The sequence below is a fragment of the Pedobacter sp. SL55 genome (assembly GCF_026625705.1).
Lineage (GTDB): Bacteria > Bacteroidota > Bacteroidia > Sphingobacteriales > Sphingobacteriaceae > Pedobacter.
Genome location: NZ_CP113059.1, coordinates 1,942,836 through 1,968,604, shown reverse-complemented (window position 1 = coordinate 1,968,604; position 25,769 = coordinate 1,942,836). Strand labels below are relative to the sequence as shown.

Below are 25,769 nucleotides of genomic sequence, written 5' to 3'. Positions count from 1 at the left end.
TCTAATCCTCAAATAAATAGCCACTATAAGCTAAACCTTTGGCAACACTTTTAAAGTTATCTCCCGAGTTTAATTTAAGATGTGGAAATTTACTTTTAAATAGGTTTTGAATACTTGCCACCATAGAAGTACCGCCAGTTAAAAACAAACTATCTATATTCGCCACATCAATCTTATTTTGCTGAAGAAACTCTTCCAGATAACTCGCAATCCTATCTACATCTTTTTGTATAATTTGTTCATACGCTGTTAACGAAACCTGTTCATCAATCTCTATTTCCATTTGATGATAGGCAAACCGTGCTTGTTGCTCAGTAGATAAAGTAATTTTTGCTTGCTCAATAGCTTGAAATACCGAGTAACCCAAGTTGTTTTCGATTAGCGTAATCAAGTTTTTAAACTTCTTGTCTTTACCAGAAAAATAATAGTAATCATCAATATCTTTTCTTATGCGTTGACCATTAAAAAAGTTCATTTGTTCCCACGAACAGATGTTTGCAAACAAAGATTTAGGAACAGTTAGCACTTTGCCAGGCGTGGCTTCGTAAGTGGTGTTTTTACCAAAATAAGGTGTTCCTCTTTCCCACATAAAAGCCGAATCGAAGCTGTCGCCTCCCACGTAAATACCGCCAGTAGCCATCATGTCTTTTTTACGGTCTTTACTCCCAACTTTTGCAGGATCTAAAATCAAATAAGTAAAATCGGTAGTACCGCCACCTAAATCTCCAACCAGCACATGCTCTTTTTTGGCTAAAGTTTGCTCGTAGGCAAAAGCCGCCCCTATGGGTTCAAACTGAAAACGAACTTCGGTAAAACCAGCAAGTGTTGCGGCTTTGTCTAGTCTGTTCTGCGCTAAAGTATCTTTCTGTACGTTATCGTCATCGAAGAAAACAGGTCTTCCAATTACCGCTTTTTGCACATCTTGCCCCACAATATCATCAGCTCTGCTTTTAAGTTCTTTTAAAATAATGGCTACCAAATCTGAAGCATTATATTTCCTATTATGAATGCGGGTTTCGGTAAAGCTACTTCGAGAAAGAATTTGTTTAATAGATTTGATGAAACGGCCTCTCATACCATCTTTCAAGTAAGCGCTGATGGCTTCTTCTCCTACTACGTAATTTTTTTCTTCGCCAGTATTTAGTTGATGATAGAAATAAATTAACGAAGGAATAATGATGGTACTGTGAATTTCTTTCAATCTTCGTTGTAAATAGCCAAAGCAGAATTGGTGGTACCAAAGTCGATACCATATAAAAATCGGTTCATAAGGAAAAGCTAAAACAATAAAAATTTGCGGGGCGACGAAGGTAGGTAAAATTTTAATCTTCTTTAGCCTAAGTGCAATTATCCAGAGCAATTGCCATACTATTTGCCCTATATTCTTTACCATTTCAAGTAAACTAAATCCCTAACTTTACCTCATGGAAAATCTCAATCAAGTAGAAGAACTAAAATCATCGCCAGAGCTAATCAAGAAACTGTACGAAAACAGCATCATGAAAACCTATGCAGCTGGCAGCGTGATTTTGAATGAAAATGCACACATCAGGGCTATCCCTATTGTAACTAAGGGCAGTATGAAGGTTATTCGCACCGAAGAAGATGGCAGAGAGATTTTACTGTATTACATTAAAGCTGGCGAAAGCTGCATCATGTCTTTTTTGGGTGGCATGCACAACGAAACCAGCAAGGTAAAGGCCGAAGTGGAAGAAGATGCCGAGATATTATTTTTACCAATAGATAAGGTTTCCCTTTTTATCAAGGAATATCCGCAATGGTTAGACTATATTTTCCGCTTATACCACAAACGTTTCGAAGAATTACTAGAAGTTGTTAACGCCATTGCCTTTAAAAAAGTAGATGAACGTTTGCTTAACCTGCTGTACAAAAAAGCTGAACTTACCAACAACAAAATTATTGCCATCACACACGAGCAATTGGCTAATGAGTTGGGTACGGCACGGGTAGTGGTTTCTCGCTTGCTCAAACAGCTAGAAGACCAAGGCACTGTGAAACTAGGCAGAAACAAAATTACCCTTGTGTAACTAAAGTAACTGTATTCCTTTTGGCTTTGCACTAGCTTTGAACCATCAAAGTAAAACATGGAAATAACAGGATATTTGGCTTCAATTCTCATAGGCATTTCGCTGGGCTTAATTGGGGGCGGCGGCAGCATTTTAACCGTACCGGTTTTAGTTTACCTCTTTGCGGTAGATACAGTTCTGGCCACCACCTATTCGCTATTTGTGGTAGGCTCTACCAGCTTGGCAGGTTCATTCTCTTACTTTAAAAAAAGATTAATTGATTTAAACACCGCCATTTACTTTGGCCTACCTTCAATTGTTACCGTATTTTTAACAAGACATTTCTTGCTACCCGCTATACCCGAAAACGTAATTCAGGTAGAAAACTTCTTGTTAACCAAATCTATTTTACTGATGGTATTTTTTGCGGTGCTCATGCTTTTTGCAGCTTACAGCATGATTAAAAAAGATACAAAAAACAATACCACACTACCGCAAACTACAGCCTTATCAATAATTATACAAGGCTCGGCTGTAGGCATAGTAACCGGATTAATTGGTGCCGGTGGTGGCTTTTTAATTATCCCAGCTTTGGTTAATTTATTAAGGTTACCTATTAAAACAGCCATTGGTACATCGCTACTTATTATTGCTGTAAATTCTTTGGCAGGTTTTATCTTCTCCATTAGTCAAAGCCAAATCCAATGGTCGTTTCTACTAACCATTACCTTTATTGCAATTATCGGCATTTTTATAGGCAGTTACCTATCTACCAAAATAGAGGGCAAAAACCTAAAACCTGCTTTTGGCTGGTTTGTTCTGGTAATGGGCGTTTATATTTTGATGAAAGAAACCATTTTGAAGTAACGTGATTTTAACAGACTTGCACGGTAGATCAACTCCAGCCTTAGCAAAACATCTCCGTTTACCTAAAATCGGCCTTGGCCTGTTCGGGTAGCAATAATAAGCATACATTCTGACTTTAATAGAACAGGGCGCAGCCGAGAGTTTATCAGCAAAGCTGATGAGCTCCGTAAACTCCGGTTTTGTTAATTTTGCGGTCAACCTGCGAAGCAAGCTTGAAGGCAATTAAAAACATAAAGAAATTCTGAAAAAAAGTAAGAGCCCAGCGGCGGCGAGCAAAAAAATTAACACTTCATAAAAATAACCTCACTTGTGTAACCAAAGTAACTGTACTACAAAACTATTAGTCGCAAATTTGTATCATCACTTAAATATTCAAAACTTATGTTTTTTCAACACGTATACGATAAAAGTTTAGCTCAAGCGAGCTATATCATCGGCTGCCAAGCCAAAGGCAACGCCATTGTAATAGATGCACAACGCGATGTAGACGTTTACTTAAAAATTGCAGCGCAAAACAACCTTAAAATTACCCAAATTACCGAAACGCATATCCATGCCGATTTCTTAGCGGGTTCTAGAGAATTGGCTGCCGTTACGGGCGCTCAACTCTATTTATCAGACGAAGGCGGCACAGATTGGCAATACCAATTTGATCACGTTGGCTTAAAGCATGGCGATATAATTAAGGTGGGCAACTTAACTTTAGAGGTTTTACATACCCCTGGCCATACACCAGAAAGCATCAGTTTTTTATTAACAGATCATCCGGCAACTAGCCAACCAGTAATGATTTTTACGGGCGATTTTGTTTTTGTAGGCGATATTGGAAGACCAGATTTACTAGAGAAAGCAGCCGGCTTAGCAGGTACGCAAGAGAAAGGTGCTAAACAAATGTACCAATCGGTACAACGTTTTGCCGAATTAGCACCTTTTATTCAAGTTTGGCCAGGCCACGGTGCGGGTTCTGCCTGTGGTAAGGCTTTGGGATCGGTGCCAAGCTCAACCGTAGGTTACGAAAAAATTAGAAATTGGGCTTTTAAATACGAGAACGATGAAGCTGGCTTTGTAGCTTATTTATTGGAAGGCCAACCTGAGCCACCTAAATATTTTGCCATGATGAAACACCTTAACAAAGTAGAAAGACCATTACTAGTTGAAGTGCCAAAACATAACAAATTAACCGCAGCAGAATTTAAAAAAGCTTATGCAGACGGCCTAAAAGTAATTGATACCCGCAACAAAGCTGATTTTGCAAAAGGATTTTTACCGGGCAGTATAAACATACAACATAACAATAGCTTAGCCACTTGGGCGGGATGGATTTTAAACTACCAAGAACAGTTTATTTTAGTTGCCAATGCTAGCGAGATGGAAGAAATTACACGAAAACTAATGCGCATTGGCCTTGACCATATTTATGGCTTTGTTGAAAGCGTTGATGATTTAGACATTGAGCTACAAACCGCCGATGTGATTGATTTAGCAACATTTAAAACTTATTTAGGTAAAGATGATGTACAAATTGTTGATGTACGTAATTCGAAAGAATACCAAGATGGACATATTGAAGGTGCAGAACCTATTTTTGTTGGTACTTTGCAAGATAACCTAGATAAAATTAGTAGAGATAAGCAGGTCATCATCCATTGCCAAAGTGGCGATCGTGCTGCCATTGCCTATTCCATTTTAAGGAGAAATGGTTTCAACGATGTAAAAAACTTCTCGGGCGGTATGAAAGAATGGTTGGCTAATACAAAACTTACAGATTAAAAAGCATTATGCAACAGACACATCCACTCGATCAATCTTTTTGGAATAGCCGTTGGGAAAACCAACAAACTGGCTGGGATATTGGTATGGCCTCGCCCGCCATTATTACTTATATGGCACAATACACTAATAAAGATGCCGCTATTTTAATTCCGGGTTGTGGCAATGCTCACGAAGCCAATTGGTTACTCCAAAATGGTTTTACCAACATTACACTGATAGATATTGCTCCAAAAGCGGTAGCTCAGCTACAACAGAAATATGCCAAAAATCCATCAGTAAAAATTATTCTTGGCGATTTTTTTGAGCATAAAGGCCAGTACGATTTAATGATTGAGCAAACCTTTTTTTGTGCCATAGATCCTAAGTTGCGCCAAAATTATGTAGCACAAGCTGCATCCTTATTAAAAGAAAATGGGCAAATTATAGGTCTGCTGTTTAATGTAGATTTCCAAAAACAAGGCCCACCTTTTGGAGGAAATACCATCGAATACCAAACGTTATTTGAAAAATATTTCTCCATCAAAAAATTGGAAGATTGTTACAATAGTATCAAGCCTAGAACAAATACAGAAGTTTTTATCAACTTTGTAAAGAAGTAAATATCCTATCTAAGTAATTAAATATTTGGCATGACTTTTCAAGAAATCATCAATCAAGATAAACCCGTTTTAATAGACTTTTTTGCCGAGTGGTGTGGGCCATGTAAAATGATGGCCCCTATGTTAGCAGACCTCAAAAAACGTGTGGGCGATAAAGCCAGTATCATTAAAATAGATGTAGATAAAAATCAGCAAGCAGCAGCAACCTACCGAGTAAGCGGTGTGCCTACGCTCATTTTATTTAAAAAAGGAAATATCATTTGGCGCCAGTCGGGTTTAATTCCAGTTGCCGACTTAGAAAGATTAATTACCCAAAACCTATAAAATCTATGTATAAAAGTATTTTCATTTGTGTTGCCGCAATAATTTTAGCCAGTTACAGTTACGCTCAAACCACCCCTACCATAACTAGTGTTTCGGCTACCGAATTGACCAAACAACTCGAAAAAGAACACCACATCCAACTCCTTGATGTTCGTACGCCAAGTGAATTTAAAAATGGGCATATCCAAAATGCCATCAATGCCAACATTAACGATAAACATTTTGAAGATAAAATTGCCGCACTAGACAAAACAAAACCTGTTTACGTATATTGTTTAAGTGGCGGCAGAAGCAAAATTGCGGTAAAACAATTAAGTGCCGTAGGCTTTAAAAACATAGTAGAAATGCCTGGCGGGATGATGGAATGGCGAACCAACAACTTACCAGAAACCAAAGATACCAATGCAACAGCAACCAAAGGAATGACTTTAGCACAATACGAAAAGCTATTAAAATCAGACAAAATGGTATTGATAGATTTTTATGCGGATTGGTGTATACCTTGTAAGAAAATGAAACCTTATTTAGATAAAATAGCTAAAGACATGGCCAATAAAGTGGTAATTGTACGTATTGATGCCGATGCCAACATTGACCTTTGCAAAAATCTAAAAATTGAGGCACTACCTGTACTTAAACTCTATAAAAACGAAAAATTAGTTTGGGATAATTTAGGTTTTGTTGAGGAAACTACGGTACGTAAGCAGTTGAAGTAAAGTTAATTTTAGAGCTTTAAGTCAGAGTGCTTTTGGGGATGTATCGTGGAAACATAATTTTACTCATTGCATTTTGGCATTTTGCTAAGGTCAGTTCATATATTGCTGTCTTAAGCTAAGCACGTCCGTCAATCCCCAGTGCCAGCTAAATCAAAAAAACAGGAGCACAACAGAAAAAATAGCACTACCAAATCTTAAACGCAGTGGTTTTGCGTTGGGGTTTGCACAAACAATGTTTTAGGAATTGCTAGCAAAACGAAATGCCACTGTTTTTTTGATGAGCGTTGGCTTGTGAAAAGGCACATAGCGGGATTGAAAAGCATTTATTCATCTATTAATATTTTAATTGGCATGAATGAGCTACGCTGCGCTCCGGGTTTGTTTACTTTTGATGCCTCAAAAGTAAAATGCCTCGCGGCATAGAGCGAAAAACAGCTTAATATTTATGTATATCCGATAAGAAACTAAAGTAGAAGTATTTTTGGATTTGACATTTAACCCATCGCTACAATTTAAGCTTAAAAGACCGCTCGGCTGCGCTCGAGACGAGGAAATTGGCCTAAATCTACGCTACACATCAATAATTAAGAATGAGAACTTTAAAACAATCTCCTTGTGTAACCAAAGTAACCGAACTTACAGTTTCGATATTGCACCTTTGTAACATTCAGAATTACATTATAAAATTATGTTAGAATTTTTAAAGCAACCTTGGCCTTGGTACATTGCTGGACCGCTAATTGGTTTAACCGTACCTGCACTGCTGATATTGGGCAACAAGTCTTTTGGTATTAGCTCATCGTTAAGGCACATTTGTGCCGCTTGTGTGCCGGCAAACATTCCGTTTTTTAAATACGATTGGAAGAAAGAGGCTTGGAACTTATTTTTTGTGTTCGGCATATTGCTGGGTGGCTTACTGGCCATAAGCATTTTTGCAAACCCCAACCCTATTCAAGTTAATCCTAAGTTAGTTACAGAATTATCTGGCTACGGTATTACCAATTATAATAACCTAGTGCCAGAAGACATTATGAACTGGCCTGCATTACTAAGCTTAAAAGGGTTTTTATTGATGGTAGTTGGTGGCTTTTTGGTAGGTTTTGGTACGCGTTATGCTGGCGGCTGCACCAGCGGACATGCCATTATGGGTTTATCAAACTTGCAATGGCCTTCTTTAGTTGCAACCATTTGTTTTATGATTGGCGGCTTTATCATGGCCAATTTAATTTTACCTCACATTTTAGCACTTTAATGTTATGAAAAATCAAGAAAATACAGATTTTGAAGTAAGATCTTTAGATACCATTTGTGTAAACGAAAGTCACTTAACGCACAAGTGGTACCACAACCTTAAATACTTAATTGTGGGACTGCTATTTGGCGTAGTGTTCGTAAAATCCGAAGTAGTAAGTTGGTTCCGTATTCAAGAAATGTTCCGCCTGCAATCTTTCCACATGTATGGCATTATTGGCAGTGCTATTTTAGTAGGTACAATTTCTATTTGGTTGATTAAAAAATTCAACATCAAAACCATTTACGGCGAAACCATCGAATTTCATCCAAAAACTTTTAACAAAGGTCAAATTTATGGTGGTTTACTGTTTGGCTTGGGCTGGGCAGTAACAGGTGCTTGTCCGGGGCCACTTTTCGCCCAAATTGGCACGGGTGCAACCGTAATTTCGGTAACACTTTTGAGCGCTATTGCAGGCACTTGGGTGTATGGTTTACTGAGGGATAAACTGCCGCATTAGTCGTTTCAATAAGTTTTCATTAAACATTAACAACTACTTGGCTCAGTTCAAGTAAGATTTCCTGACTACGTTACTTAACGTGTCAGAAAAAACTACTTTTAAGAATATTGTAGATATAGGGCCAAATGTCTTTAAAAGAAATCGGCAATATTTGAGGTAAACTTTGTTTATCAAAATTTACCTCTAAAATGTATCGAGAGCACAATTGATGACAATGGGTGTATTCATCATATCAAACCTTAGATAACATTCCGTCAATCTTTTAAGACTAACATGTTTTGTTAAATCCATGTACTATTTCAAAGGTAATATGTTTATACCAAGTAAATTATACCCTAATTAATTATAGCAAATTAATGCTATATAAGTTTAAAGAAACAACAATAAATTGTTACGAATAGTTGTACAAAAACATTCAATTGCAAACTGAGCTTAATTAAAACATTTTCTATTTTATTTTAGCCAAAAAAGATAAAAAAACGCAAAAAGAATTTTGTAAAGCATCAAAAATAAATAGCAAACTTATGCTATTATACAATACATCAATAGCATTAATTTGCCATAAAATAACCTAAGAACTACAAATATAAAGCTTCTCCATACTTTTATGATATATTTGGTTCGTTTATGAAAAAAAACGACGCTATTGCAATTATTTTTGACGACCATCTTTTATTTGCTGATTCATTTTCTGCATTAATTGAACGGTTGGAACTTTTCAGCTCGGTACATACCTTTAGCGAAGAGAAGGAGCTTACCCATTTCTTAATCAAACATCACCAATCTCCAATTTATCTATTTTTAGATTATTACCTGAAGCAAAAAAATGGGCTACCATTAATTAACGAGGCAAAAAGGTTAAATAAAAGCGTTACCATTATCATTATGAGCTCGGTAATAAGCCCAACGGCAATTACCAATATTTTAAGCTACAACCCTAATGGTTTTGTAAGTAAGTCTTCGGGGTTCAGTACAATTTTAGAATGCCTTACCACTATTTCGCAAGGCGAGCAATATATCTCTCCCACCATTAGCGATATTGTGCTAAATTCTAATTTAACAAAAAAGCTATTATTTACGGCACGTGAACTTGAGCTTTTGCAGTATTTTGCCCGCGGATTGTCTATTGCCCAAACCGCAGAGCAAACACATTTAAGCAGGCATACCATTGTGGCGCATCGGCGTAAAATGATGGCCAAGGTAAACGTAAATTCAATTACAGAACTACTTTCTTATGCACGTGAGCAGGAGCTGATTTGATATCTGCATCAATTGTTTAATAATGAGCCCTAAAATTTAGCTCTTACCTAGCGGGCTTAGCTTCTCACTTATTGTTTTATAAAAAAACTAAAACTTTCGTAGAACAAAAAAGGCAGCTACTATTAAAGTAGGCTGCCTATTCATAGGTAATTGATAATTTTTTAAGGATATTTATATTAAGAATAATAGCTATTAAATAGCTTTAACGTTTATAAATCGTTTTATACTATTCTTTAATAGAATGTTAAGACAAACATCGGTGTCGTGGGAAAATATATTCGGATAATAACCGTTTATAAACGCTTATAATCATATAAATGCCATTTACTGCATTTTTTCCAATAATTTCTTCGTATTTTTAGTTGGTACAAACCGATAAAGCCTATGAGTCGATTTTGTTTAGATTGCCACACCGAGATTAAAGGACGGGCAGATAAGAAGTTTTGTGATGATCAATGCAGAAACAATTACAATAACAAGCGTAAGAGTGAAGACGGAGAAACCATCAGAAAAATAAATCAAATCTTAAATAAAAACAGAAAACTGTTAAAAGAAGAGAGCAACAATGGTAATAACAAAGTAAAAAAAGAGAGCTTAGCTAAAAAAGGTTTCGATTTTGATTACCATACACACTACTACCTTGCCGAAACAGGAAACGTATATGTTTTTTGTTATGAATATGGATATATGTTTTCTCAAAATGATGAAGTTATCTTATTAAAAAGAGAATAGCAACGCTTTTGCCTGTTATGTTATTTGTGTTTAACCTAGGCTAACCATATATTTATGACAAATGATTACAGAAATTATGGAAGAAGTATTAGTGACTACCGGAGGAAGCAAAGGAATTGGAAAAGGCATTATTGCGGCATACTTAGCGAATGGTACAAGTATATTCTCAATTGCTAGAACTGTTAATACAGAATTAACCGAGAGCGGCGTAACCCAAATAACGCTAGACCTTACGCAAACAAATCTCATAGAAGCAACGCTGATCAACATATTTAGCTTACTTGATAAAGCAAAATTGCGCAAAATTACCTTAATCAACAATGCGGGCACATTGGGTACTATTGCACCTTTAGATCGGTTAAACCAAGATATAATTGAAAAAACGATATTGTTAAACACCACTGTGCCGTTTATATTAAGTTCGCTTTTCATCCACTATTTTAAAGATTGGACAATCGAGAAATCAATTATCAATATTACTTCTGGTGCTGCGTTAAAACCTTATTTTGGCTGGTCGGTATATTGCAGCAGCAAGGCTGCCATAAATATGTTAACCCAAACCATTGCCGCAGAACAGGCCGATGCTAAGTATGCCGTTAAAGCCCTCGCAATTGCACCAGGTGTGGTAGATACTGATATGCAAACCGAAATTCGCCAAAGCAATAAAAGCAATTTTAAAGATATAGAACGGTTTATAGCACTTAAAGAAGATGGCGCTTTAAATGATGCTGTAACTGTTGGGAAAAAGATTTTTGAAATGGATAATGATAAATCTTTACCGAGCGGCAGTATCTTAAGAATAGAAGGCAATTAGTTCTTTATCAAAAACATTTTTAGAGTTTCAACGTTCTTCTAATCAACTAAAACTAGAAGACTACATGAGAATTATTGGTGCATTAATAATCTCGGCAGGTTTATTTGCTTGCCAAGAAAGAACTAAAGTAACCGGACAAAAAGTAGAAAATGATACCGTGGCGGGCAATATTCCAATAGCAAAGCAAGATTGCTATTCTTATATTAAAGGTAAAGATACTGCGCAGCTAACTTTAATTACAACAGGCATGGTATCTACGGGAGAATTGAGCTACAAATGGTTCGAAAAAGATAAAAACAACGGGAGCATAGCAGGCGAAATGCGAGGAGATACGTTGATTGCAGATTACACATTTAATTCAGAAGGCAAACAATCGGTACGTGAAGTAGTTTTTCTAAAAAAAAGAGATCAGTTGATAGAGGGTTTTGGCGAAGTTGAGGATGAAGGCGACAAAGTTCGGTTTAAAGATTTGAGCCAAGTGCAATTTAACAATACCATTATTTTTAAAAAAGTAACTTGTAATTAGTTTCAAAAGCGAAAAGAATAACAGCAATGTAATTTTAACGATTGGTTAATTTAGCTCTTATAGTTTGCGTAGCTTTGTAGGCTCTTACAAAAACTGTATGGTTAAAACTGTGTGGCGTGCTTGTGCTTTCTATTTATTTTTTGCTGGCAGTATGTTTTGCTCAATTGCTCATGCCCAAAAAATAGTAGAGATAAACGACAATATAGAGCAACATATTTTCAATTTTTCGGAAATTGAGGTTTTAGAAGACCCAAAAGCACAGTTCACTTTTGAAGAAATAAGCAGTACGCTATTTGCTAGCAAATTTAAACCAAGCATCAAAAGCACACCACAAACCGCAAATTTTAACACTACTTATTGGTATAAAATCAACATCAAGCATAATAGCAAAGCTAATAACCGATTTTTGTTAGAGCTTTTCGATCAAACCATAGATCATCTTACTATTTATGCTCCTAATGGCAATGGAAATTACGATGTAAAAGAACTAGGAGATCGGTTACAGTTCAAACATAGAGACTTATCTCACAAGAACTTCGAATTTTACATCAATAATGATAATGACGAGGTTAAAACCTACTATTTCAAAATACAATCATCCCAAATAGCAGACGTAATTATTGTACTTAGGTCTGTAAACTGGTTTATTTCCTATGCGCTAGATGAGTATTTCTATTTCGGGATATTTTACGGCATGATCCTGGTTTTCAGTTTTTACAATCTAATTATGTACATCGCCATACGGCAAAAACAGTATCTGTTTTATGTATTATACAATTTGAGCGTAGGTTTATTTGAAATGAGCTCAGATGGTATTGCCTATCAGTACCTATGGCCAAATGCACCCAATTGGAACCAAATTGCTTATGCGTTTTTTCTGTGTGCCACCAGTATTTTTGCGTTACTATTTACTAGAGAACTACTCTTTGTAAAAGCCAAAGCACCTAAGCTCAACAAATTGATTATCGGTGTCATTCTAGTTCGATCGTTGTTTTTTCTCTATTGTTTATTGTTCGATCAAGAACTATTTAATTACAAATTTCTAGAGTTTATCCCTTTAACGGTTGCTTTTTTCACAGGGATTTACATCTTTAAAAACGGCTATCAACCAGCTCGTTTCTTTGTATTAGGTTATAGCTTTTTATTTTTTGGGTTTATGCTCAAATTCTTAATCATGTTGGGGATTTCGTGGTTAAATTTTGGTGTCATCAGCTATTATAGTCTGAGTTTCTGTTTCGTCTTAGAGATGATATTCCTATCATTTGCCATTGGCGATAAAGTACGCATCCTAAAAAAGAAAAAGGAAAAAGCACAGCGGCAAATGATTCAGCAAATGAGCGTTAACGTTAAGCTGAAAGATAAATTGAACCAAGAGTTAGAAGAGCAAGTCGAAGCTCGTACCAAAGAGGTTTTTAATAAATCAATAATTATTGAGGCCCAAAATGAGGAATTGCTGAGGGCTAACGAACAGTTGAAACAGCAAGCGGAAGAAATCTCAAGAATGAATGTGCTTTTGGAGCAAGACAATCAGGAGTTACAAATCAATGTAGAGAAAGTAACTAGAGACAGAGTAATGTCGGCTGATGTTGATTTTGACGAGTTTAGTAAAATCTATCCTGATAAGGAAAGCTGTGATAGCTTTTTGGCAGAACTGAAATGGAAGAATGGTTACGCTTGTAAAAAGTGTAAAAACGATCATTTCTATGCTGGTCATACACCTTACAGCCGCCGCTGCAGTAAATGCGATTATGACAATCGGTAACGAGTTATACTATTTTTCATAATACACGCATTCCCATCAATAAAGCATTTTACATGATTTTCTTGATTTATTCTACCAAAGGAAAAATCTCTTCACATAAACTTTCTGAGCTATTAAATATTAGGCAAAGCACCTGCTGGACCTACGGAACCCGTGTAAAAGCCATCATGGAAGAGCGAAAATCTATGCTCAAAAAATCGAATAAAAACGGTTGGAGCTTATTGGTATTAGATTAAAATCCTCTAAATTTTAATGTAAATGCATTTTTTTTCGATAAGGTGCTCAAGCGTATCAAGCTAGTTGCTTAACGCTTTCCCTAAATAACCGTTAGGTACTGAAAATCAATAGTAAGTAAGGCCATCCACTAAGGTGCTATAGCGTATCAAAATTAATATAAGTTATTGTTTTACAGTATTTTATGTAAATTTTAACTTGCATTTAACATAAAAATGAACTTAACTTTACCCTCGCTAAATATTTAACTGTAAAAATATGAACAAGAAAATTACGTTGCTTGCAGGGTTTCTTTTTTGTTTCGTGAGTTATGTCATGGGACAAGAGATTACCATCAGTGGTCAAGTGAAAGATCAACAAGGTTTACCTCTACCAGGGGTTTCCGTTAGGGTTAAGAACTCCAATTTAGGAGTGTCTACAGAAAGTAATGGTACTTTTAAATTAAAGGCCAAGGCAGACGCCATACTTACCTTTTCATTTATAGGTTTTAAGGCAATTGAAGAACCTGTAAACAATAGAACGACATTAACAATTACGCTTTCGGAAGATGATAATAAGCTTAACGAAGTGATTGTAGTAGGTTATGGTACCACTACCAAAAAGGACTTAACCACTGCTGTGGTTTCTGTTTCTTCAAAAGATTTGGAAAACCAGCCTATCACCAATCCTCTACAAGCTATTCAGGAAGAGCCGCCGGGGTTCAGGTTTCTTCACAATCTGGCAAACCAGGCGCAGGTATAGCTGTAAGTATTCGAGGTAACACTTCTATCACAGCTTCCAATAGTCCACTTTATGTCATTGATGGAGTGACATCTCGTGACGCAAGCTTCTTGAATGCCAATGACATTGAGACAATGACCATTTTGAAGGATGCCTCTGCTGCGGCTATTTACGGATCTAGCGGTGCAAACGGTGTAGTTTTAATTACCACTAAAAAAGGTTCGGCAAACAAATTACAAGTAGGTTTTAATGCATTTACAGGCTTTTCTAACTTTTGGCAAACGCAAGATGTGCTAAACCGCGACCAGTACATTTCGTTGATGACCGATTTGGGTTACACTAGCTTTGGAGGTGCCGAAAACACAGACTGGCAAAAGGAAACATTTGGTACAGGAACTCAAAATCAGTATCAAGTTTCTATATCTGGTGGTGTAAAAGGAGGTCAGTATTATTTCTCTAGCGGTTACCAACAAGACAAAGGAGTGGTAGCACCAGCGAGACTAGATCGATACACGGCTAACTTTAATGGTTCGCAGAACATCACACCTTGGTTAAAATTAACTGGTAACGCCATTTTAACTTCTAGCAAATCTGTAGATGTTGGCGATAACAGTAGCGTTTCTCGTGGTGGTGTTATCTTAGGGGCATTAACTACGCCTCCAACCATTGGTATTTTTGAACCAAATGGACAATATACCACTATTCCTAATGCGGGTGGTTGGGATAACCCATTAGCCTTGGCATTTGGGTCTAACAACTTGAACAGAAACTTTAGATTTATCGGTGCTTTTGGTGCTCAAGTAAACTTTACCAAAGATTTGTACCTAAAATCTACGATCAGCACTAATTCAAATAAAAATTTCTATCGTTACTTTACCGATAACTTTTTAACTACTTATGGCCGTCAGGAGCGTGGTGTTTATCGTGATAATACTACGAACGACCATGTTTGGTTAAACGAAAATATTTTAAACTATACCAAAAACGTAGGCAAAAATGCATTTACAGCAACTGGTGGTTATACGCTACAAGCTTCTGATTGGCAGTACAAAAACAATGAGCGTACTCGCTTTTTCGATACCGCTGGTAACCCAATAGCACCATCCGTAGCACTAACTATTCCTCAAAGAGCACAATGGAGCAAGCAATCTTATTTGGCTCGTATCACTTATGCTTACGATAATAAATACCTTTTCAGCTCTAACTTCAGGGCCGATGGTTCTTCTAGGTTTGCGAAGGAAAATCGTTTCGGTTACTTCCCTTCTGTATCTGCAGGTTGGAGAATTTCTGCAGAGAATTTTATGAAGGACAGCAAAACTATTGACGATTTAAAACTTCGTGGAAGCTGGGGTAAAGTAGGTAACGATGAAGGGATTGGAGACTATGCTTATATGAAGTTGTACGGCATTAATGCACAGGGCGAATATAATTTGCAAAATCCAGCGAACGATGAGCTATCATGGGAAAAAACTACGCAAACTAATATTGGTTTAGATTTAACCATGTTTAATAACCGCTTAACTTTTACGGCCGATGCTTATTTGAAAAAAACAAATGATTTGTTGATTAATGTACAGTTACCTCCATCTTCTACCTTTAGCAGCCAAGCTTACAATGTTGGTTCTATGGAAAACAAAGGTTTGGAGTTTGTGCTTTCTATCAAAAATGTGGATCGTGAAAAATTCAGATGGACAACCGATCTTAACTTCTCTATCAACCGCAATAAGGTTACCAGTTTGGGTACTACCACGCAATCTTTAGATTTCGCTGGTATTTACGAGCGTGATGCCGCGGTTAGAATTGTTACTGGCCGTCCCTTGGGTAGTTTTTATGGCTATGTATTTACAGGTGTAAACCCTGCTACGGGTGCAGCGCAATATGCAGATACCAACAACAATGGAACTACAGGTTCTGCAGATCCCGCCGATAGAACTTTTATTGGTTCGGCACAACCTGATTTTATTTACGGCTTAACCAATAACCTAACTTTTGGAAACTGGAATTTCAATTTCTTTTTCCAAGGTGTACAGGGCAATCAATTGTTTAATGCATCTAGAATTGATTTAGAAGGTATGTTCGATTCTAAAAATCAATCTACTGCGGTGTTAGATAGATGGACTACACCGGGTCAATTAACTAATGTGCCAAGAGCAACAAGAAGTGCAGAAAACTCATTAACCTCTAGCCGCTTTGTAGAAGATGCTTCTTACCTACGTTTAAAAACAGCAACCTTATCATACAGCTTTGGTTCGGCAGCTTTAGCAAAGCTGAAGATGAGTAAGTTAACCTTGTTTGCAACGGGTTATAATATCTTCACTTTTACCAAATACTCTGGCTTAGATCCAGAAGTAAATGTGAACTCTGCAAATGGCCCAGCTATGGGAGTTGATTATGGTACTTACCCACAGTCAAGAAGTTTCTTGTTTGGTGTTAATGTTGGATTTTAAGATTTAAAGAGATGAAACTAAATAAATATACTTTAGTAATGATTGCAGCTGCGGCATTTGGCTTGCAGAGCTGTAAAAAAGATTTCCTAGATAAACAGCCCTTTAACCAGGCAACTGCCAATGTAGCGTTTACTACCGCAGCTGGTGCAGAGAAGTTAATGGCTGGTGTTTACGGTGGTATGTATAACGATTATCACATTTGGGATTACATGATTAATGGTGATGTGACGGCAGACAATGCTTACGCAGGAGGCGATAATCCGGCTAATATTCAAATTGATGTATTTGATGTTAGTGCTACAAATGGTAACATTGGTCGCGATTGGGGCGGCTTATATTCCAATATCAAAAATGCCAACGAGGTATTAGAAAATGTGCCGAATATTCAGGATGCTGCGCTAGATGCAGGTAACAGAAGAGCGCAAATGCTTGGCGAAGCAAAAGCATTGAGAGCCTACTTTTATTTCCATTTGGTGCGTTTATGGGGTGCTGTTCCATTGGTTTTAAAATCGCCTACTAGCTTAGAGGAAATGCAAAAACCTCGTTCTACGGTAGATCAGGTATATGCCCAAATCATCAAAGATTTAGAAGAGGCTTTACCAGATGTACGTGTTACAGCGCCAAATAAAGGCATCATTACAAAAGGTGTAGTAAATGCTTTGTTAGCAAAAGTTCACGCCTCTAAACCTACGCCAGATTGGACAAAAGTAAATCAATATGCCGATGCAGTAATTGCAGGCGGCTATGCTCCGGTATCAAATTTCGACCATCTATTTGATGGCGCACATAAAAATAACTCCGAATCTATTTGGGAGATGCAGTACGACGGTTGGGGTGGGCCCACTGGTCGTGGTAACTGGATGACCAGCGTAATTGTTGGTTCGGGTTGGAAACGTTTCTGTACGCCTACAAATGATTTGGTAGCTGCTTTTGATGCCGAAGGCGATGTGATCCGTAAAAATTCTAGTATCAGTTTCAGAAACGTATCTACCGAAGGTTGGTCCGATGCTTACTGGAGCAAATCTAATTATCCATTCATCAATAAATATCGTAACGATGATTTGGCTAATTCTTATATCCTGCGTTTAGCAGATATTAAATTGCTAAAAGCAGAAGCATTAAATGAATTATCAGCTACTGGCTGGTCGGCCGCTAAAACCATTGTAGATGAAATTCGTAACCGTGTAAATTTAGGTGGAACCCCTGCAAACACACAAGCGGCAATGCGCTTGGCTATAGAAAAAGAGCGCAGGTTAGAGCTAGCTTTCGAAGGCCATCGTTGGTTCGATTTATTGCGTACCAACCGTGCAGTTGCCATAATGAATGCACAACGCGATGGTAATGGAAATCTTTTGTACAACATTTCAGAATCGAAGTTGCTGTTCCCAATTCCGCAGACAGAGCGTGACCGTAACCCTAACTTGTAGAGTAGACGTAAAAATTGTAGTGTGGGCACTTTAGGTGCTCATACTACAATACTACTACAGGGCATTGTTTTTTAAGCGTATTGTAACTGTTGTCTAACAGATAGGAAAAACGGCTTTTTAGATATGTAGACACCTATTTTGGTTAGATACTCAAGCGTGTTACTAGTTTTCGCAATGATATTACCATACGGTTGATGCACTCATCAACCTTTTATTAAAGGGAATTGACTGCTTATTTTTAAGGCATCAAATTACCAAAATAACACACTATGAACATTAAAAATTTTAGTTTATCGCTCTTACTTTTCTTAGCCGCTACTTCAGTTTTTGCGCAAAAGAAATTAAGCAAATCAGAAATTGACCAAAAAGTAAATGCCTTATTGTCTAAAATGACGGTTGAGGAGAAAGTAGGCCAGATGGCTCAAATTACTTTAGATGTGATAGGCAAGGGCAAAGATCGCTACACCAGCGATGAGCCTTTTTCTTTAGATAAGAAAGAAACCGAAAAAGCTTTATTACAATACCATATTGGTTCGGTATTAAATACCTCAAACAATAGAGCCAGAACGCCACAAGTTTGGTACAACATCATTAACGAAATACAAAATGTAGCCCTTAAACAAGGCAAGAATAAAATCCCGGTAATTTATGGGGTTGATGAAGTTCACGGTGCTACCTATACAGTTGGAGCTACCATGTTCCCTCAGCAAATTGGTCAGGCGGCAACCTTTAACCGAGCTTTGGTTAAGCAAGGAGCTAGCGTAACTGCTTACGAAACCCGTGCAAGCGCCATTCCTTGGAACTTCTCTCCTATTTTAGATCTAGGTGCCGACCCTCGTTTTCCTCGCCAGTGGGAAAGTTTTGGCGAAGATCCTTATTTGGTTTCACAACTAGGCATACAAATGATTAAAGGCCTAGAGGGCGATGATAACGATGTTTCTAATCCATTTAAAGTAGCTTCTTCTATCAAACATTTCTTAGGCTATCAAGTTCCAGTTTCTGGCAAGGATAGAACTCCGGCAATCATTTCAGATCAAGCTTTAAGAGAATATCATTTGCCCGCTTTTAAAGCCGCTATTGATGCTGGTGCCAAAACCATCATGATTAACTCTGGTTCAATTAACGGTGTACCAGTACATGCCAACTATAAAATATTAACCAAGTTGCTTAAAGAAGAGCTAGGCTTTAAAGGTTTGGTAGTAACCGATTGGGGAGATATCGAAAATTTGCACAAACGTGATCGCGTAGCTAAAGACAATAAAGAAGCCGTAATGATGGCAATTAATGCAGGTATCGATATGTCGATGATTGCTTACAACTATGAGCCTTTCTGTGATGATTTAATTGCTTTGGTTAAAGAAGGCAAAGTAAAACAATCTCGTATTGATGATGCCGTAAGAAAAATTTTGACTGCTAAATATGAGCTAAACTTATTCGAAAAACCAGTTACCAACATCAAAGATTATCCAAAATTTGGAAGCAAAGAATTTGAAAAGGCTGCTTATGATGCGGCTGCAGAATCAATGACTTTACTAAAAAACAACAATAATACTTTGCCATTAAGCAAAACTGCCAAAGTTTTAGTAACTGGCCCAAATGCGAACTCAATGAGAACCTTAAACGGCGCTTGGACATACTCTTGGCAAGGCGAAAAAGTAGAAGAGTTTGCCTCGAAATACAATACCATTGTTAAAGCTATCCAAAATAAGGTTGGTGCGGCTAACGTAACTTACTTACCAGGTGTTAGCTATAAAATGGATGGCAAATATTTCGAAGATTTCGCTGATAAAATGGATGAAACCATTACGGCAGCTAAAAATGCCGACGTAATTGTGCTCTGCTTAGGCGAAAATACTTATACAGAAACTCCGGGCAACTTGAGCGATTTGTATATCTCTGATTTACAAACCGAATTAGCTAAGAAATTGGCAGCGACAGGAAAAACCATTGTGTTGGTGTTAAACGAAGGCAGGCCAAGAGTAATCAGCAAGTTTGAGAAAAACATGAGCGCAATTTTGCAAAGCTATTTGCCAGGTAATTTTGGTGGCGATGCCATTGCAGATGTATTGTATGGCGATGTTAATCCATCAGGAAAACTGCCTTACACCTACCCTCAGTTCCCAAATGCTTTGTTTACTTATTACCACAAACCATCAGAATCTAGAGAAACTACAGAAGGTGTTTACAATTACGATGCAGATTACAACCCTCAATATGTTTTCGGTCACGGCTTAAGCTATACTACTTTTTCTTACAGCGATATTAAGTTAAGTAGCAATACTTTGAAAAAAGGGCAAACCTTAGAAATTAGCGTGAATGTGAGCAACACGGGTAAAGTAGCCGGAAAAGAAAGTGTATTGCTTTACATTTCAGATTTAGTAGCTAATGATATCAGTCCTGATGTGAAACGTTTAAGAGGTTTCGAGAAAATCGATTTAAAAGCAGGCGAAAGCAAAACCGTTACGTTTAAAATTACACCAGAAGATATTGCCTACGTAAATGCAGAACTTGTAAAAACAACAGGCGAAGGCGAGTTTACCGTACAATTAGGCGACAAGAAAGTAAACTTTAATTATACACCTTAAATAATGATTAGATGAGGATATTATTAACAGGATGTGTTGCTGTTGCACTGGCTTTCGCATCATGCGCTAGCAAAAAGAATTCGGTAACACCAAATAATAATACTACAGGAAAATCAGATGTAGCTTTTTGGATAACCAAAGGCGATAGATCAGTGCTCCTACAAAAACAAGATGTGGCTTTAAATTTCGGTACAGCTGCAAATACTCATAAAACCATCACAGTTGATGAAAATCAAACTTACCAAAGCATTGATGGGTTTGGTTATACCTTAACTGGCGGTAGTGCAACTTTGATTAACCAATTGCCCGAACAAGAAAAAGATGCTTTATTGAAAGAACTTTTTGCAACAGAAGGCAATGCCATTGGTATCAGTTATTTGAGGGTAAGCATTGGTGCATCTGATTTAAGTGCAAAGGTTTTCACCTACAATGAACTGCCAGCTGGCCAAACCGATGTAAACATGGAACGTTTTTCTATTGCAGAAGAAATGACCGATTTGGTTCCTGTGCTGAAAAGAATTTTAGCAATTAATCCGAACATCAAAATCTTAGGTTCTCCATGGACTCCGCCTACTTGGATGAAAACGAACAAAGCCTACAAAGGCGGAAGTTTGTTGCCAGAATTTTATCAGGCTTATGCCAATTACTTTGTAAAGTATATTGAGGCTATGAAAGCACAAGGTATTACCATTGATGCAATTACCATCCAAAATGAGCCTTTGCATCCGGGTAATACGCCAAGCTTATTGATGTTAGCTAAAGATCAGGCAGAGTTTATTAAAACCGCTTTAGGTCCAACATTTCAAAAAGCGGGAATAAAAACTAAGATCATTTTATACGATCATAATGCCGATCGTCCAGATTATCCGATGAGCATTTTAGCGGATCCTGAGGCGAGTAAATACGTTGATGGTTCTGCATTTCACTTATACGGGGGTAAAATTGATGCTTTGAGTAAAGTACATGATGCTTACCCAGATAAACATCTTTATTTTACGGAGCAGTGGGTTGGTGGACCTGGAAATTTTCCTGAAGATTTGAAGTGGCATGTGAGTACACTAATTGTTGGCGCAACTAGAAACTGGAGTAGAAACGTGTTGGAGTGGAATTTAGCAGCAGATGCAAACTATAATCCGCACACGCCAGATGGTGGGTGTACTAATTGCTTAGGGGCGATAACCATTGCTCCAGCAATCACTAGAAACGTAGCATATTATGTAATTGCACATGCTTCGAAGTTTGTAAGGCCAGGTTCGGTAAGAATTGGTTCTTCAGCAGATCAGACTTTAAGCAATGTAGCTTTTAAAACTCCAGACGGTAAAAAAGCTTTGATAGTAATGAACACCAGCAATACCAATCAAACCTTTAACATCAGCGATAAAGGTAAAATAGTAACACCAACATTGCCAGCAGGTGCAGCAGCTACCTTCGTTTGGTAAAAAATATCTTCCTAGTTTATATTTGATTGAATAAGTTAACCTCGCAATTGCGGGGTTTTCTTTTTTATAGAAAGTAGAAAATTTGAATTTGGTCAATACTTTCCTCGTCATTCCCGCATAGGCGGGAATCTTAAAGCGATTAATTAGATGTTGACCTCGTTGGCAGATGCAAAATAAAATCAGCACGACGGATTGTGAAGTATATAATTTCATCCTAAAAACACCCCGGTTTTCAACCACCCCTCTAGAAGAGGGGAATGTTGGATGCAAGTCCCCTCTTCCAGAGGGGTGCCCAACGGGCGAGGCGTTTGCTGTTGGTATGGATTTTATCAACAATGGATTTAAATCCATAATTTTACTGTCGAGATTGTAAATCACAACTATCGATTGATATTAAAACTTCTCAAACTTCTCCCAAAAACCATCTTTAGGCAGCTTGGCAAAAATCTTAATTGGTTCTTTCTTTACAGGATGTACAAACTCTAACTGACGTGCATGTAAGCAAATGCTGCCTTTTTTGCTGCCACGCGGATAGCCATACTTATTGTCGCCAACAATAGGGCAGCCCATGGTAGAAAGCTGTACCCTAATTTGGTGCGAGCGGCCAGTTAGCGGATTTACCCTAAGCAAATAGTAACCGTCAAGCTCGGCGATCATTTGATAGTCCAATTCACAGTATTGGGTACCTTTAGCTTCGTAATCAAAAGCCTTTACTACGTTCTTTTTGGGGTCTTTAATTAACCAGTTAATGAGTTTGCCTTGTGGCTTAGCTGGCTTTTTTCGTACCACCGCAAAATAAGTTTTCTTGATTTCACGATTTTTGAAAATGGCATTCATTCTATCTAAAGCCTTGCTGGTTTTAGCGAAAAGAATTAAACCACTAACTGGCCGATCCAATCGATGTGCTACGCCGAGAAATGCACCTCCAGGCTTGTTGTATTTGAGTGCCAGAAATTCTTTTACCATTTCGTCTAAGGGTTGGTCTCCAGTTTCGTCTACTTGCACTACATCGCCAGCTCTTTTGTTAATTGCAATAAGGTGGTTATCTTCGTAAAGTACGTCTGCTTCGGTAATGGCCATTGGTTGGTTAATTGTTTAAATCGATGAAATGGTTAATCGTAGTTGCTGTCTGGTTTAAGTTCTTTGCACTATTTTTTGTTAGCTAAACCCGATTGAAGTGAAAACCTTTTTTGTTGGTGTCACGCTGAGCCTGTCGAAGCGTTCTTGCCATAAAAATCCTTCGACAAGCTCAGGATGACAGTAATTGACAGCTGTGACGTTTACAAAAAAGTTGGAACAAAAAGCGGGGCTGATTTAACCAATTAGCACTAAAACTGCTTTCCAAAAATCCTTATTCTTTGTTCTTTTATCCTTGTTCCAATCTAATATTGTTCTTTTTCGTTCGGGAAATCATTCGCTTTCACATCGGCAATGTAAGATTGTGCTGCGCCTTTAATGCCTTCGTATAAATCTAAATACTGACGTAGAAAACGAGGTTTAAATCCTTTGGTTAGGCCAATCATATCGTTAACTACCAGCACTTGTCCATCGCAATTAGGCCCAGCCCCAATACCAATAGTTGGAATATCAAGGCTTGCTGTAACCTCTTTAGCAAGTTTAGCTGGAATTTTCTCTAACACAACAGCAAAACAACCTGCTTCTTGCAAGGCTAAAACATCTGTTTTCAGTTTATTTGCCTCAGCTTCATCTTTTGCTCTAACGGTATAAGTTCCAAATTTATAGATAGACTGCGGTGTTAAACCTAAGTGACCCATTACCGGGATGCCGGCCGTGATGATACGTTGGATAGATTCCACAATCTCTACCCCACCTTCTAGCTTAACCCCATGTGCACCGCTTTCTTTCATGATACGGATGGCCGAGTTTAAAGCTTCTTTAGAATTACCTTGGTACGAACCGAAAGGTAAATCTACCACTACGAAAGCTCTATTTGCACCACGCACTACAGATTGGGCATGGTAAATCATTTGGTCTAGCGTAATTGGCAATGTAGTTTCGTGACCAGCCATTACGTTAGAGGCCGAATCGCCAACCAACAATACATCTAAACCAGCATCATCTAAAATGGTGGCCATAGAGTAATCGTAAGCGGTAAGCATGGCAATTTTCTCATTGCGTTGCTTCATTTCTTGCAAAATATGCGTGGTTACACGTTTTATTTCTTTATTTACCGACATGCTTTTTGTTTTGGTGTGTGCAAAATTAGGGTTTATTTTTTAATAAAGTGGTCAGGCGACAGGCATCAGGTGCCAGTTGTAAGGAAATAGGGACTAGGGATTAGGTTTTAGGTATTAGGTATTAGGTATTACGAGTTAGGGATTAGTAATAGCTTAGGGTTATAGCATGGTTGTTGCTTAGCAATGTTACAATTCAACAATAAAACAATTTGCCACAAAACAATCTCAGTTAACCGATTTCAACAATTAACCAGTTAACCTTATTCCTTCATCCAAACTTTTTTAAAAAATCTTGAAAAGAACCATTTAAAACATATACCTTTGTATTCCGAAATGAGAGAGTTCAATCAGGCAGTTTTTTCTTCTACTAAAAACGGATTATCCGTTAAAAACTCTCTTCCTTTTTTATCATTTTTTATCCCCAATTTTTATTGTAATTTAAATGACTAACTACACTAAGTTACCAGCTATTTTGTTATTGGCCGATGGCACCGTTTTTTATGGCAAGGCTGCTGGAAAAATAGGAACTACCACCGGCGAAATCTGCTTCAACACGGGCATGACTGGCTATCAAGAGGTTTTTACAGACCCTTCTTATTTCGGACAGATTATGGTAACCACCAATGCGCATATTGGTAATTACGGTATGCACCGCGATGAGGTAGAATCTGGCGGAATTAAAATTGCTGGTTTGGTTTGTAAAAATTACAACATCAATTATTCTAGAAAAGAAGCCACAGAATCTATACAAGATAATTTCCAAAATGAGAATATTGTAGGTATTTGCGATATCGATACACGTGCCTTGGTTCGCCATATCCGTAACAAAGGTGCGATGAACGCAATTATTTCTTCGGAAATTACTGATTTGCAAGAGTTAAAGAAGAAATTGGAAGAAGTGCCACCAATGGACGGCTTAGAACTTTCTTCGGTGGTTTCTACTAAAGAACCTTACTACTATGGTAACCCAGATGCTGCAATTAAAGTAGCGGCTTTAGATTTAGGTATCAAGAAAAATATCCTTCGCAATTTCGACGATAGAGAGCTTTACATCAAAGTATTCCCTGCTAAAACTACTTTTGCAGAAATGGATGCTTGGGGAGCTAATGGTTACTTTATTTCTAACGGCCCTGGCGATCCATCGGCAATGCCTTACGCTATCGAAACGGTAAAAGCGGTTTTAGAAGCTGATAAGCCGCTGTTCGGTATCTGCTTAGGACACCAATTATTAGCAGAGGCGAACGGTATCGGTACCATGAAAATGTTCAATGGCCACCGTGGATTAAACCACCCGGTAAAAAATATCATTAAAAACCACTGCGAGGTAACTTCTCAAAACCACGGTTTCGGGGTAATCCCAGAAGAGGTTAAAGCTTCGGATAAAGTAGAGATTACGCACATTAACTTAAACGATGACTCTATCGAAGGTATCCGTGTGAAAGGCAAAAAAGCATTTTCGGTACAATACCACCCAGAAAGCTCTCCAGGCCCACATGATTCACGCTACTTATTCGATGACTTTGTAAGTTTGATTAAAGGCGATTTAGTTTGGTAGCAAAAAGGTAGGC

Annotated in this window: 22 protein-coding genes and 1 pseudogene; 20 read left to right on the top strand and 3 right to left on the bottom strand. The window is 37.7% G+C overall.

Annotated elements, in window-relative coordinates:
- Position 1: 1 nt before the first annotated feature.
- Positions 2-1,201: an Hsp70 family protein gene (locus tag OVA16_RS08865; RefSeq protein ID WP_267764977.1), complete on the bottom strand. Its 1,200-nt coding sequence runs from the start codon at positions 1,199-1,201 to the stop codon at positions 2-4.
- 223 nt (positions 1,202-1,424) lie between these two features.
- Between OVA16_RS08865 and OVA16_RS08860 the strand changes: the two genes are divergently transcribed.
- From OVA16_RS08860 to OVA16_RS08770, 19 genes and pseudogenes are all read left to right on the top strand, one after another.
- Entirely contained in the window at positions 1,425-2,048 is a 624-nt protein-coding gene (locus OVA16_RS08860) for a Crp/Fnr family transcriptional regulator (RefSeq protein WP_267764975.1), read from the top strand.
- 57 nt (positions 2,049-2,105) lie between these two features.
- Entirely contained in the window at positions 2,106-2,894 is a 789-nt protein-coding gene (locus tag OVA16_RS08855) for a sulfite exporter TauE/SafE family protein (RefSeq protein WP_267764973.1), read from the top strand.
- Between the two features lie 381 nt (positions 2,895-3,275).
- Positions 3,276-4,664, top strand: a complete 1,389-nt coding sequence (locus OVA16_RS08850) for an MBL fold metallo-hydrolase (RefSeq protein WP_267764971.1) — start codon at positions 3,276-3,278, stop codon at positions 4,662-4,664.
- Between the two features lie 8 nt (positions 4,665-4,672).
- Positions 4,673-5,266 (top strand): methyltransferase domain-containing protein, encoded by a 594-nt coding sequence (locus OVA16_RS08845; protein WP_267764970.1) that lies wholly within the window; start codon positions 4,673-4,675, stop codon positions 5,264-5,266.
- Between the two features lie 30 nt (positions 5,267-5,296).
- Entirely contained in the window at positions 5,297-5,590 is a 294-nt protein-coding gene (gene trxA / locus OVA16_RS08840) for a thioredoxin (protein ID WP_267764969.1), read from the top strand.
- Positions 5,591-5,595: 5 nt separating this feature from the next.
- On the top strand, positions 5,596-6,306 hold the full coding sequence (locus OVA16_RS08835) for a thioredoxin domain-containing protein (protein WP_267764967.1): 711 nt from the start codon (positions 5,596-5,598) through the stop codon (positions 6,304-6,306).
- Between the two features lie 688 nt (positions 6,307-6,994).
- A complete protein-coding gene (locus OVA16_RS08830) occupies positions 6,995-7,558 on the top strand; it encodes a YeeE/YedE family protein (protein ID WP_267764964.1) in 564 nt (187 codons plus the stop codon).
- Between the two features lie 4 nt (positions 7,559-7,562).
- Positions 7,563-8,057: a DUF6691 family protein gene (locus OVA16_RS08825; RefSeq protein ID WP_267764962.1), complete on the top strand. Its 495-nt coding sequence runs from the start codon at positions 7,563-7,565 to the stop codon at positions 8,055-8,057.
- Between the two features lie 627 nt (positions 8,058-8,684).
- Positions 8,685-9,317 (top strand): LuxR C-terminal-related transcriptional regulator, encoded by a 633-nt coding sequence (locus OVA16_RS08820; protein WP_267764960.1) that lies wholly within the window; start codon positions 8,685-8,687, stop codon positions 9,315-9,317.
- Positions 9,318-9,701: 384 nt separating this feature from the next.
- The gene (locus OVA16_RS08815) at positions 9,702-10,049 is read left to right on the top strand and encodes a hypothetical protein (RefSeq protein WP_267764959.1); all 348 of its coding nucleotides are present in this window, start codon (positions 9,702-9,704) and stop codon (positions 10,047-10,049) included.
- A 61-nt stretch (positions 10,050-10,110) separates the two neighbouring features.
- Complete coding sequence (locus tag OVA16_RS08810) at positions 10,111-10,863, top strand: SDR family NAD(P)-dependent oxidoreductase (protein WP_267764958.1); 753 nt, start codon at positions 10,111-10,113, stop codon at positions 10,861-10,863.
- Positions 10,864-10,927: 64 nt separating this feature from the next.
- Complete coding sequence (locus OVA16_RS08805; RefSeq protein ID WP_267764956.1) at positions 10,928-11,389, top strand: hypothetical protein; 462 nt, start codon at positions 10,928-10,930, stop codon at positions 11,387-11,389.
- Positions 11,390-11,486: 97 nt separating this feature from the next.
- Positions 11,487-13,151 (top strand): 7TM diverse intracellular signaling domain-containing protein, encoded by a 1,665-nt coding sequence (locus tag OVA16_RS08800; RefSeq protein ID WP_267764954.1) that lies wholly within the window; start codon positions 11,487-11,489, stop codon positions 13,149-13,151.
- Between the two features lie 53 nt (positions 13,152-13,204).
- Positions 13,205-13,387 (top strand): hypothetical protein, encoded by a 183-nt coding sequence (locus OVA16_RS08795; protein WP_267764953.1) that lies wholly within the window; start codon positions 13,205-13,207, stop codon positions 13,385-13,387.
- A 256-nt stretch (positions 13,388-13,643) separates the two neighbouring features.
- Positions 13,644-14,126, top strand: coding sequence for a carboxypeptidase-like regulatory domain-containing protein (locus OVA16_RS08790; RefSeq protein ID WP_324288581.1), 483 nt, complete (start codon positions 13,644-13,646; stop codon positions 14,124-14,126).
- Positions 14,117-16,552, top strand: a pseudogene (locus OVA16_RS08785) (SusC/RagA family TonB-linked outer membrane protein); the annotation flags it as partial. The gene OVA16_RS08790 and the pseudogene OVA16_RS08785, both read left to right, overlap by 10 nt.
- An 11-nt stretch (positions 16,553-16,563) precedes the next feature.
- On the top strand, positions 16,564-17,979 hold the full coding sequence (locus tag OVA16_RS08780; protein WP_267764950.1) for a RagB/SusD family nutrient uptake outer membrane protein: 1,416 nt from the start codon (positions 16,564-16,566) through the stop codon (positions 17,977-17,979).
- A gap of 269 nt (positions 17,980-18,248) precedes the next feature.
- Positions 18,249-20,564 carry a glycoside hydrolase family 3 N-terminal domain-containing protein gene (locus tag OVA16_RS08775; protein WP_267764948.1) on the top strand — a complete coding sequence of 772 codons (2,316 nt, stop codon included), beginning with the start codon at positions 18,249-18,251 and terminating at the stop codon, positions 20,562-20,564.
- Between the two features lie 11 nt (positions 20,565-20,575).
- A complete protein-coding gene (locus tag OVA16_RS08770) occupies positions 20,576-22,003 on the top strand; it encodes a glycoside hydrolase family 30 protein (protein ID WP_267764947.1) in 1,428 nt (475 codons plus the stop codon).
- Between the two features lie 393 nt (positions 22,004-22,396).
- Here the strand turns inward: OVA16_RS08770 and OVA16_RS08765 are convergent, their stop codons facing one another.
- Both OVA16_RS08765 and panB read right to left on the bottom strand, forming a co-directional pair.
- A complete protein-coding gene (locus OVA16_RS08765) occupies positions 22,397-23,083 on the bottom strand; it encodes an RluA family pseudouridine synthase (protein WP_267764945.1) in 687 nt (228 codons plus the stop codon).
- 302 nt (positions 23,084-23,385) lie between these two features.
- On the bottom strand, positions 23,386-24,201 hold the full coding sequence (gene panB, locus OVA16_RS08760) for a 3-methyl-2-oxobutanoate hydroxymethyltransferase (protein ID WP_267764943.1): 816 nt from the start codon (positions 24,199-24,201) through the stop codon (positions 23,386-23,388).
- Positions 24,202-24,643: 442 nt separating this feature from the next.
- On the opposite strand from panB, the gene carA reads away from it, so the two are divergent.
- A complete protein-coding gene (gene carA / locus OVA16_RS08755) occupies positions 24,644-25,756 on the top strand; it encodes a glutamine-hydrolyzing carbamoyl-phosphate synthase small subunit (RefSeq protein WP_267764942.1) in 1,113 nt (370 codons plus the stop codon).
- Positions 25,757-25,769 lie beyond the last annotated feature (13 nt).

Excerpts from the sequence above, each read along its gene's own strand:
- OVA16_RS08860 (WP_267764975.1), top strand. The coding sequence starts at position 1,425 with ATGGAAAATCTCAATCAAGTAGAAGAACTAAAATCATCGCCAGAGCTA.
- OVA16_RS08855 (WP_267764973.1), top strand. The coding sequence starts at position 2,106 with ATGGAAATAACAGGATATTTGGCTTCAATTCTCATAGGCATTTCGCTG.
- OVA16_RS08850 (WP_267764971.1), top strand. The coding sequence starts at position 3,276 with ATGTTTTTTCAACACGTATACGATAAAAGTTTAGCTCAAGCGAGCTAT.
- OVA16_RS08845 (WP_267764970.1), top strand. The coding sequence starts at position 4,673 with ATGCAACAGACACATCCACTCGATCAATCTTTTTGGAATAGCCGTTGG.
- trxA (WP_267764969.1), top strand. The coding sequence starts at position 5,297 with ATGACTTTTCAAGAAATCATCAATCAAGATAAACCCGTTTTAATAGAC.
- OVA16_RS08835 (WP_267764967.1), top strand. The coding sequence starts at position 5,596 with ATGTATAAAAGTATTTTCATTTGTGTTGCCGCAATAATTTTAGCCAGT.
- OVA16_RS08830 (WP_267764964.1), top strand. The coding sequence starts at position 6,995 with ATGTTAGAATTTTTAAAGCAACCTTGGCCTTGGTACATTGCTGGACCG.
- OVA16_RS08825 (WP_267764962.1), top strand. The coding sequence starts at position 7,563 with ATGAAAAATCAAGAAAATACAGATTTTGAAGTAAGATCTTTAGATACC.
- OVA16_RS08820 (WP_267764960.1), top strand. The coding sequence starts at position 8,685 with ATGAAAAAAAACGACGCTATTGCAATTATTTTTGACGACCATCTTTTA.
- OVA16_RS08815 (WP_267764959.1), top strand. The coding sequence starts at position 9,702 with ATGAGTCGATTTTGTTTAGATTGCCACACCGAGATTAAAGGACGGGCA.
- OVA16_RS08810 (WP_267764958.1), top strand. The coding sequence starts at position 10,111 with ATGATTACAGAAATTATGGAAGAAGTATTAGTGACTACCGGAGGAAGC.
- OVA16_RS08805 (WP_267764956.1), top strand. The coding sequence starts at position 10,928 with ATGAGAATTATTGGTGCATTAATAATCTCGGCAGGTTTATTTGCTTGC.
- OVA16_RS08800 (WP_267764954.1), top strand. The coding sequence starts at position 11,487 with ATGGTTAAAACTGTGTGGCGTGCTTGTGCTTTCTATTTATTTTTTGCT.
- OVA16_RS08795 (WP_267764953.1), top strand. The coding sequence starts at position 13,205 with ATGATTTTCTTGATTTATTCTACCAAAGGAAAAATCTCTTCACATAAA.
- OVA16_RS08790 (WP_324288581.1), top strand. The coding sequence starts at position 13,644 with ATGAACAAGAAAATTACGTTGCTTGCAGGGTTTCTTTTTTGTTTCGTG.
- OVA16_RS08780 (WP_267764950.1), top strand. The coding sequence starts at position 16,564 with ATGAAACTAAATAAATATACTTTAGTAATGATTGCAGCTGCGGCATTT.
- OVA16_RS08775 (WP_267764948.1), top strand. The coding sequence starts at position 18,249 with ATGAACATTAAAAATTTTAGTTTATCGCTCTTACTTTTCTTAGCCGCT.
- OVA16_RS08770 (WP_267764947.1), top strand. The coding sequence starts at position 20,576 with ATGAGGATATTATTAACAGGATGTGTTGCTGTTGCACTGGCTTTCGCA.
- OVA16_RS08765 (WP_267764945.1), bottom strand. The coding sequence starts at position 23,083 with ATGGCCATTACCGAAGCAGACGTACTTTACGAAGATAACCACCTTATT.
- panB (WP_267764943.1), bottom strand. The coding sequence starts at position 24,201 with ATGTCGGTAAATAAAGAAATAAAACGTGTAACCACGCATATTTTGCAA.
- carA (WP_267764942.1), top strand. The coding sequence starts at position 24,644 with ATGACTAACTACACTAAGTTACCAGCTATTTTGTTATTGGCCGATGGC.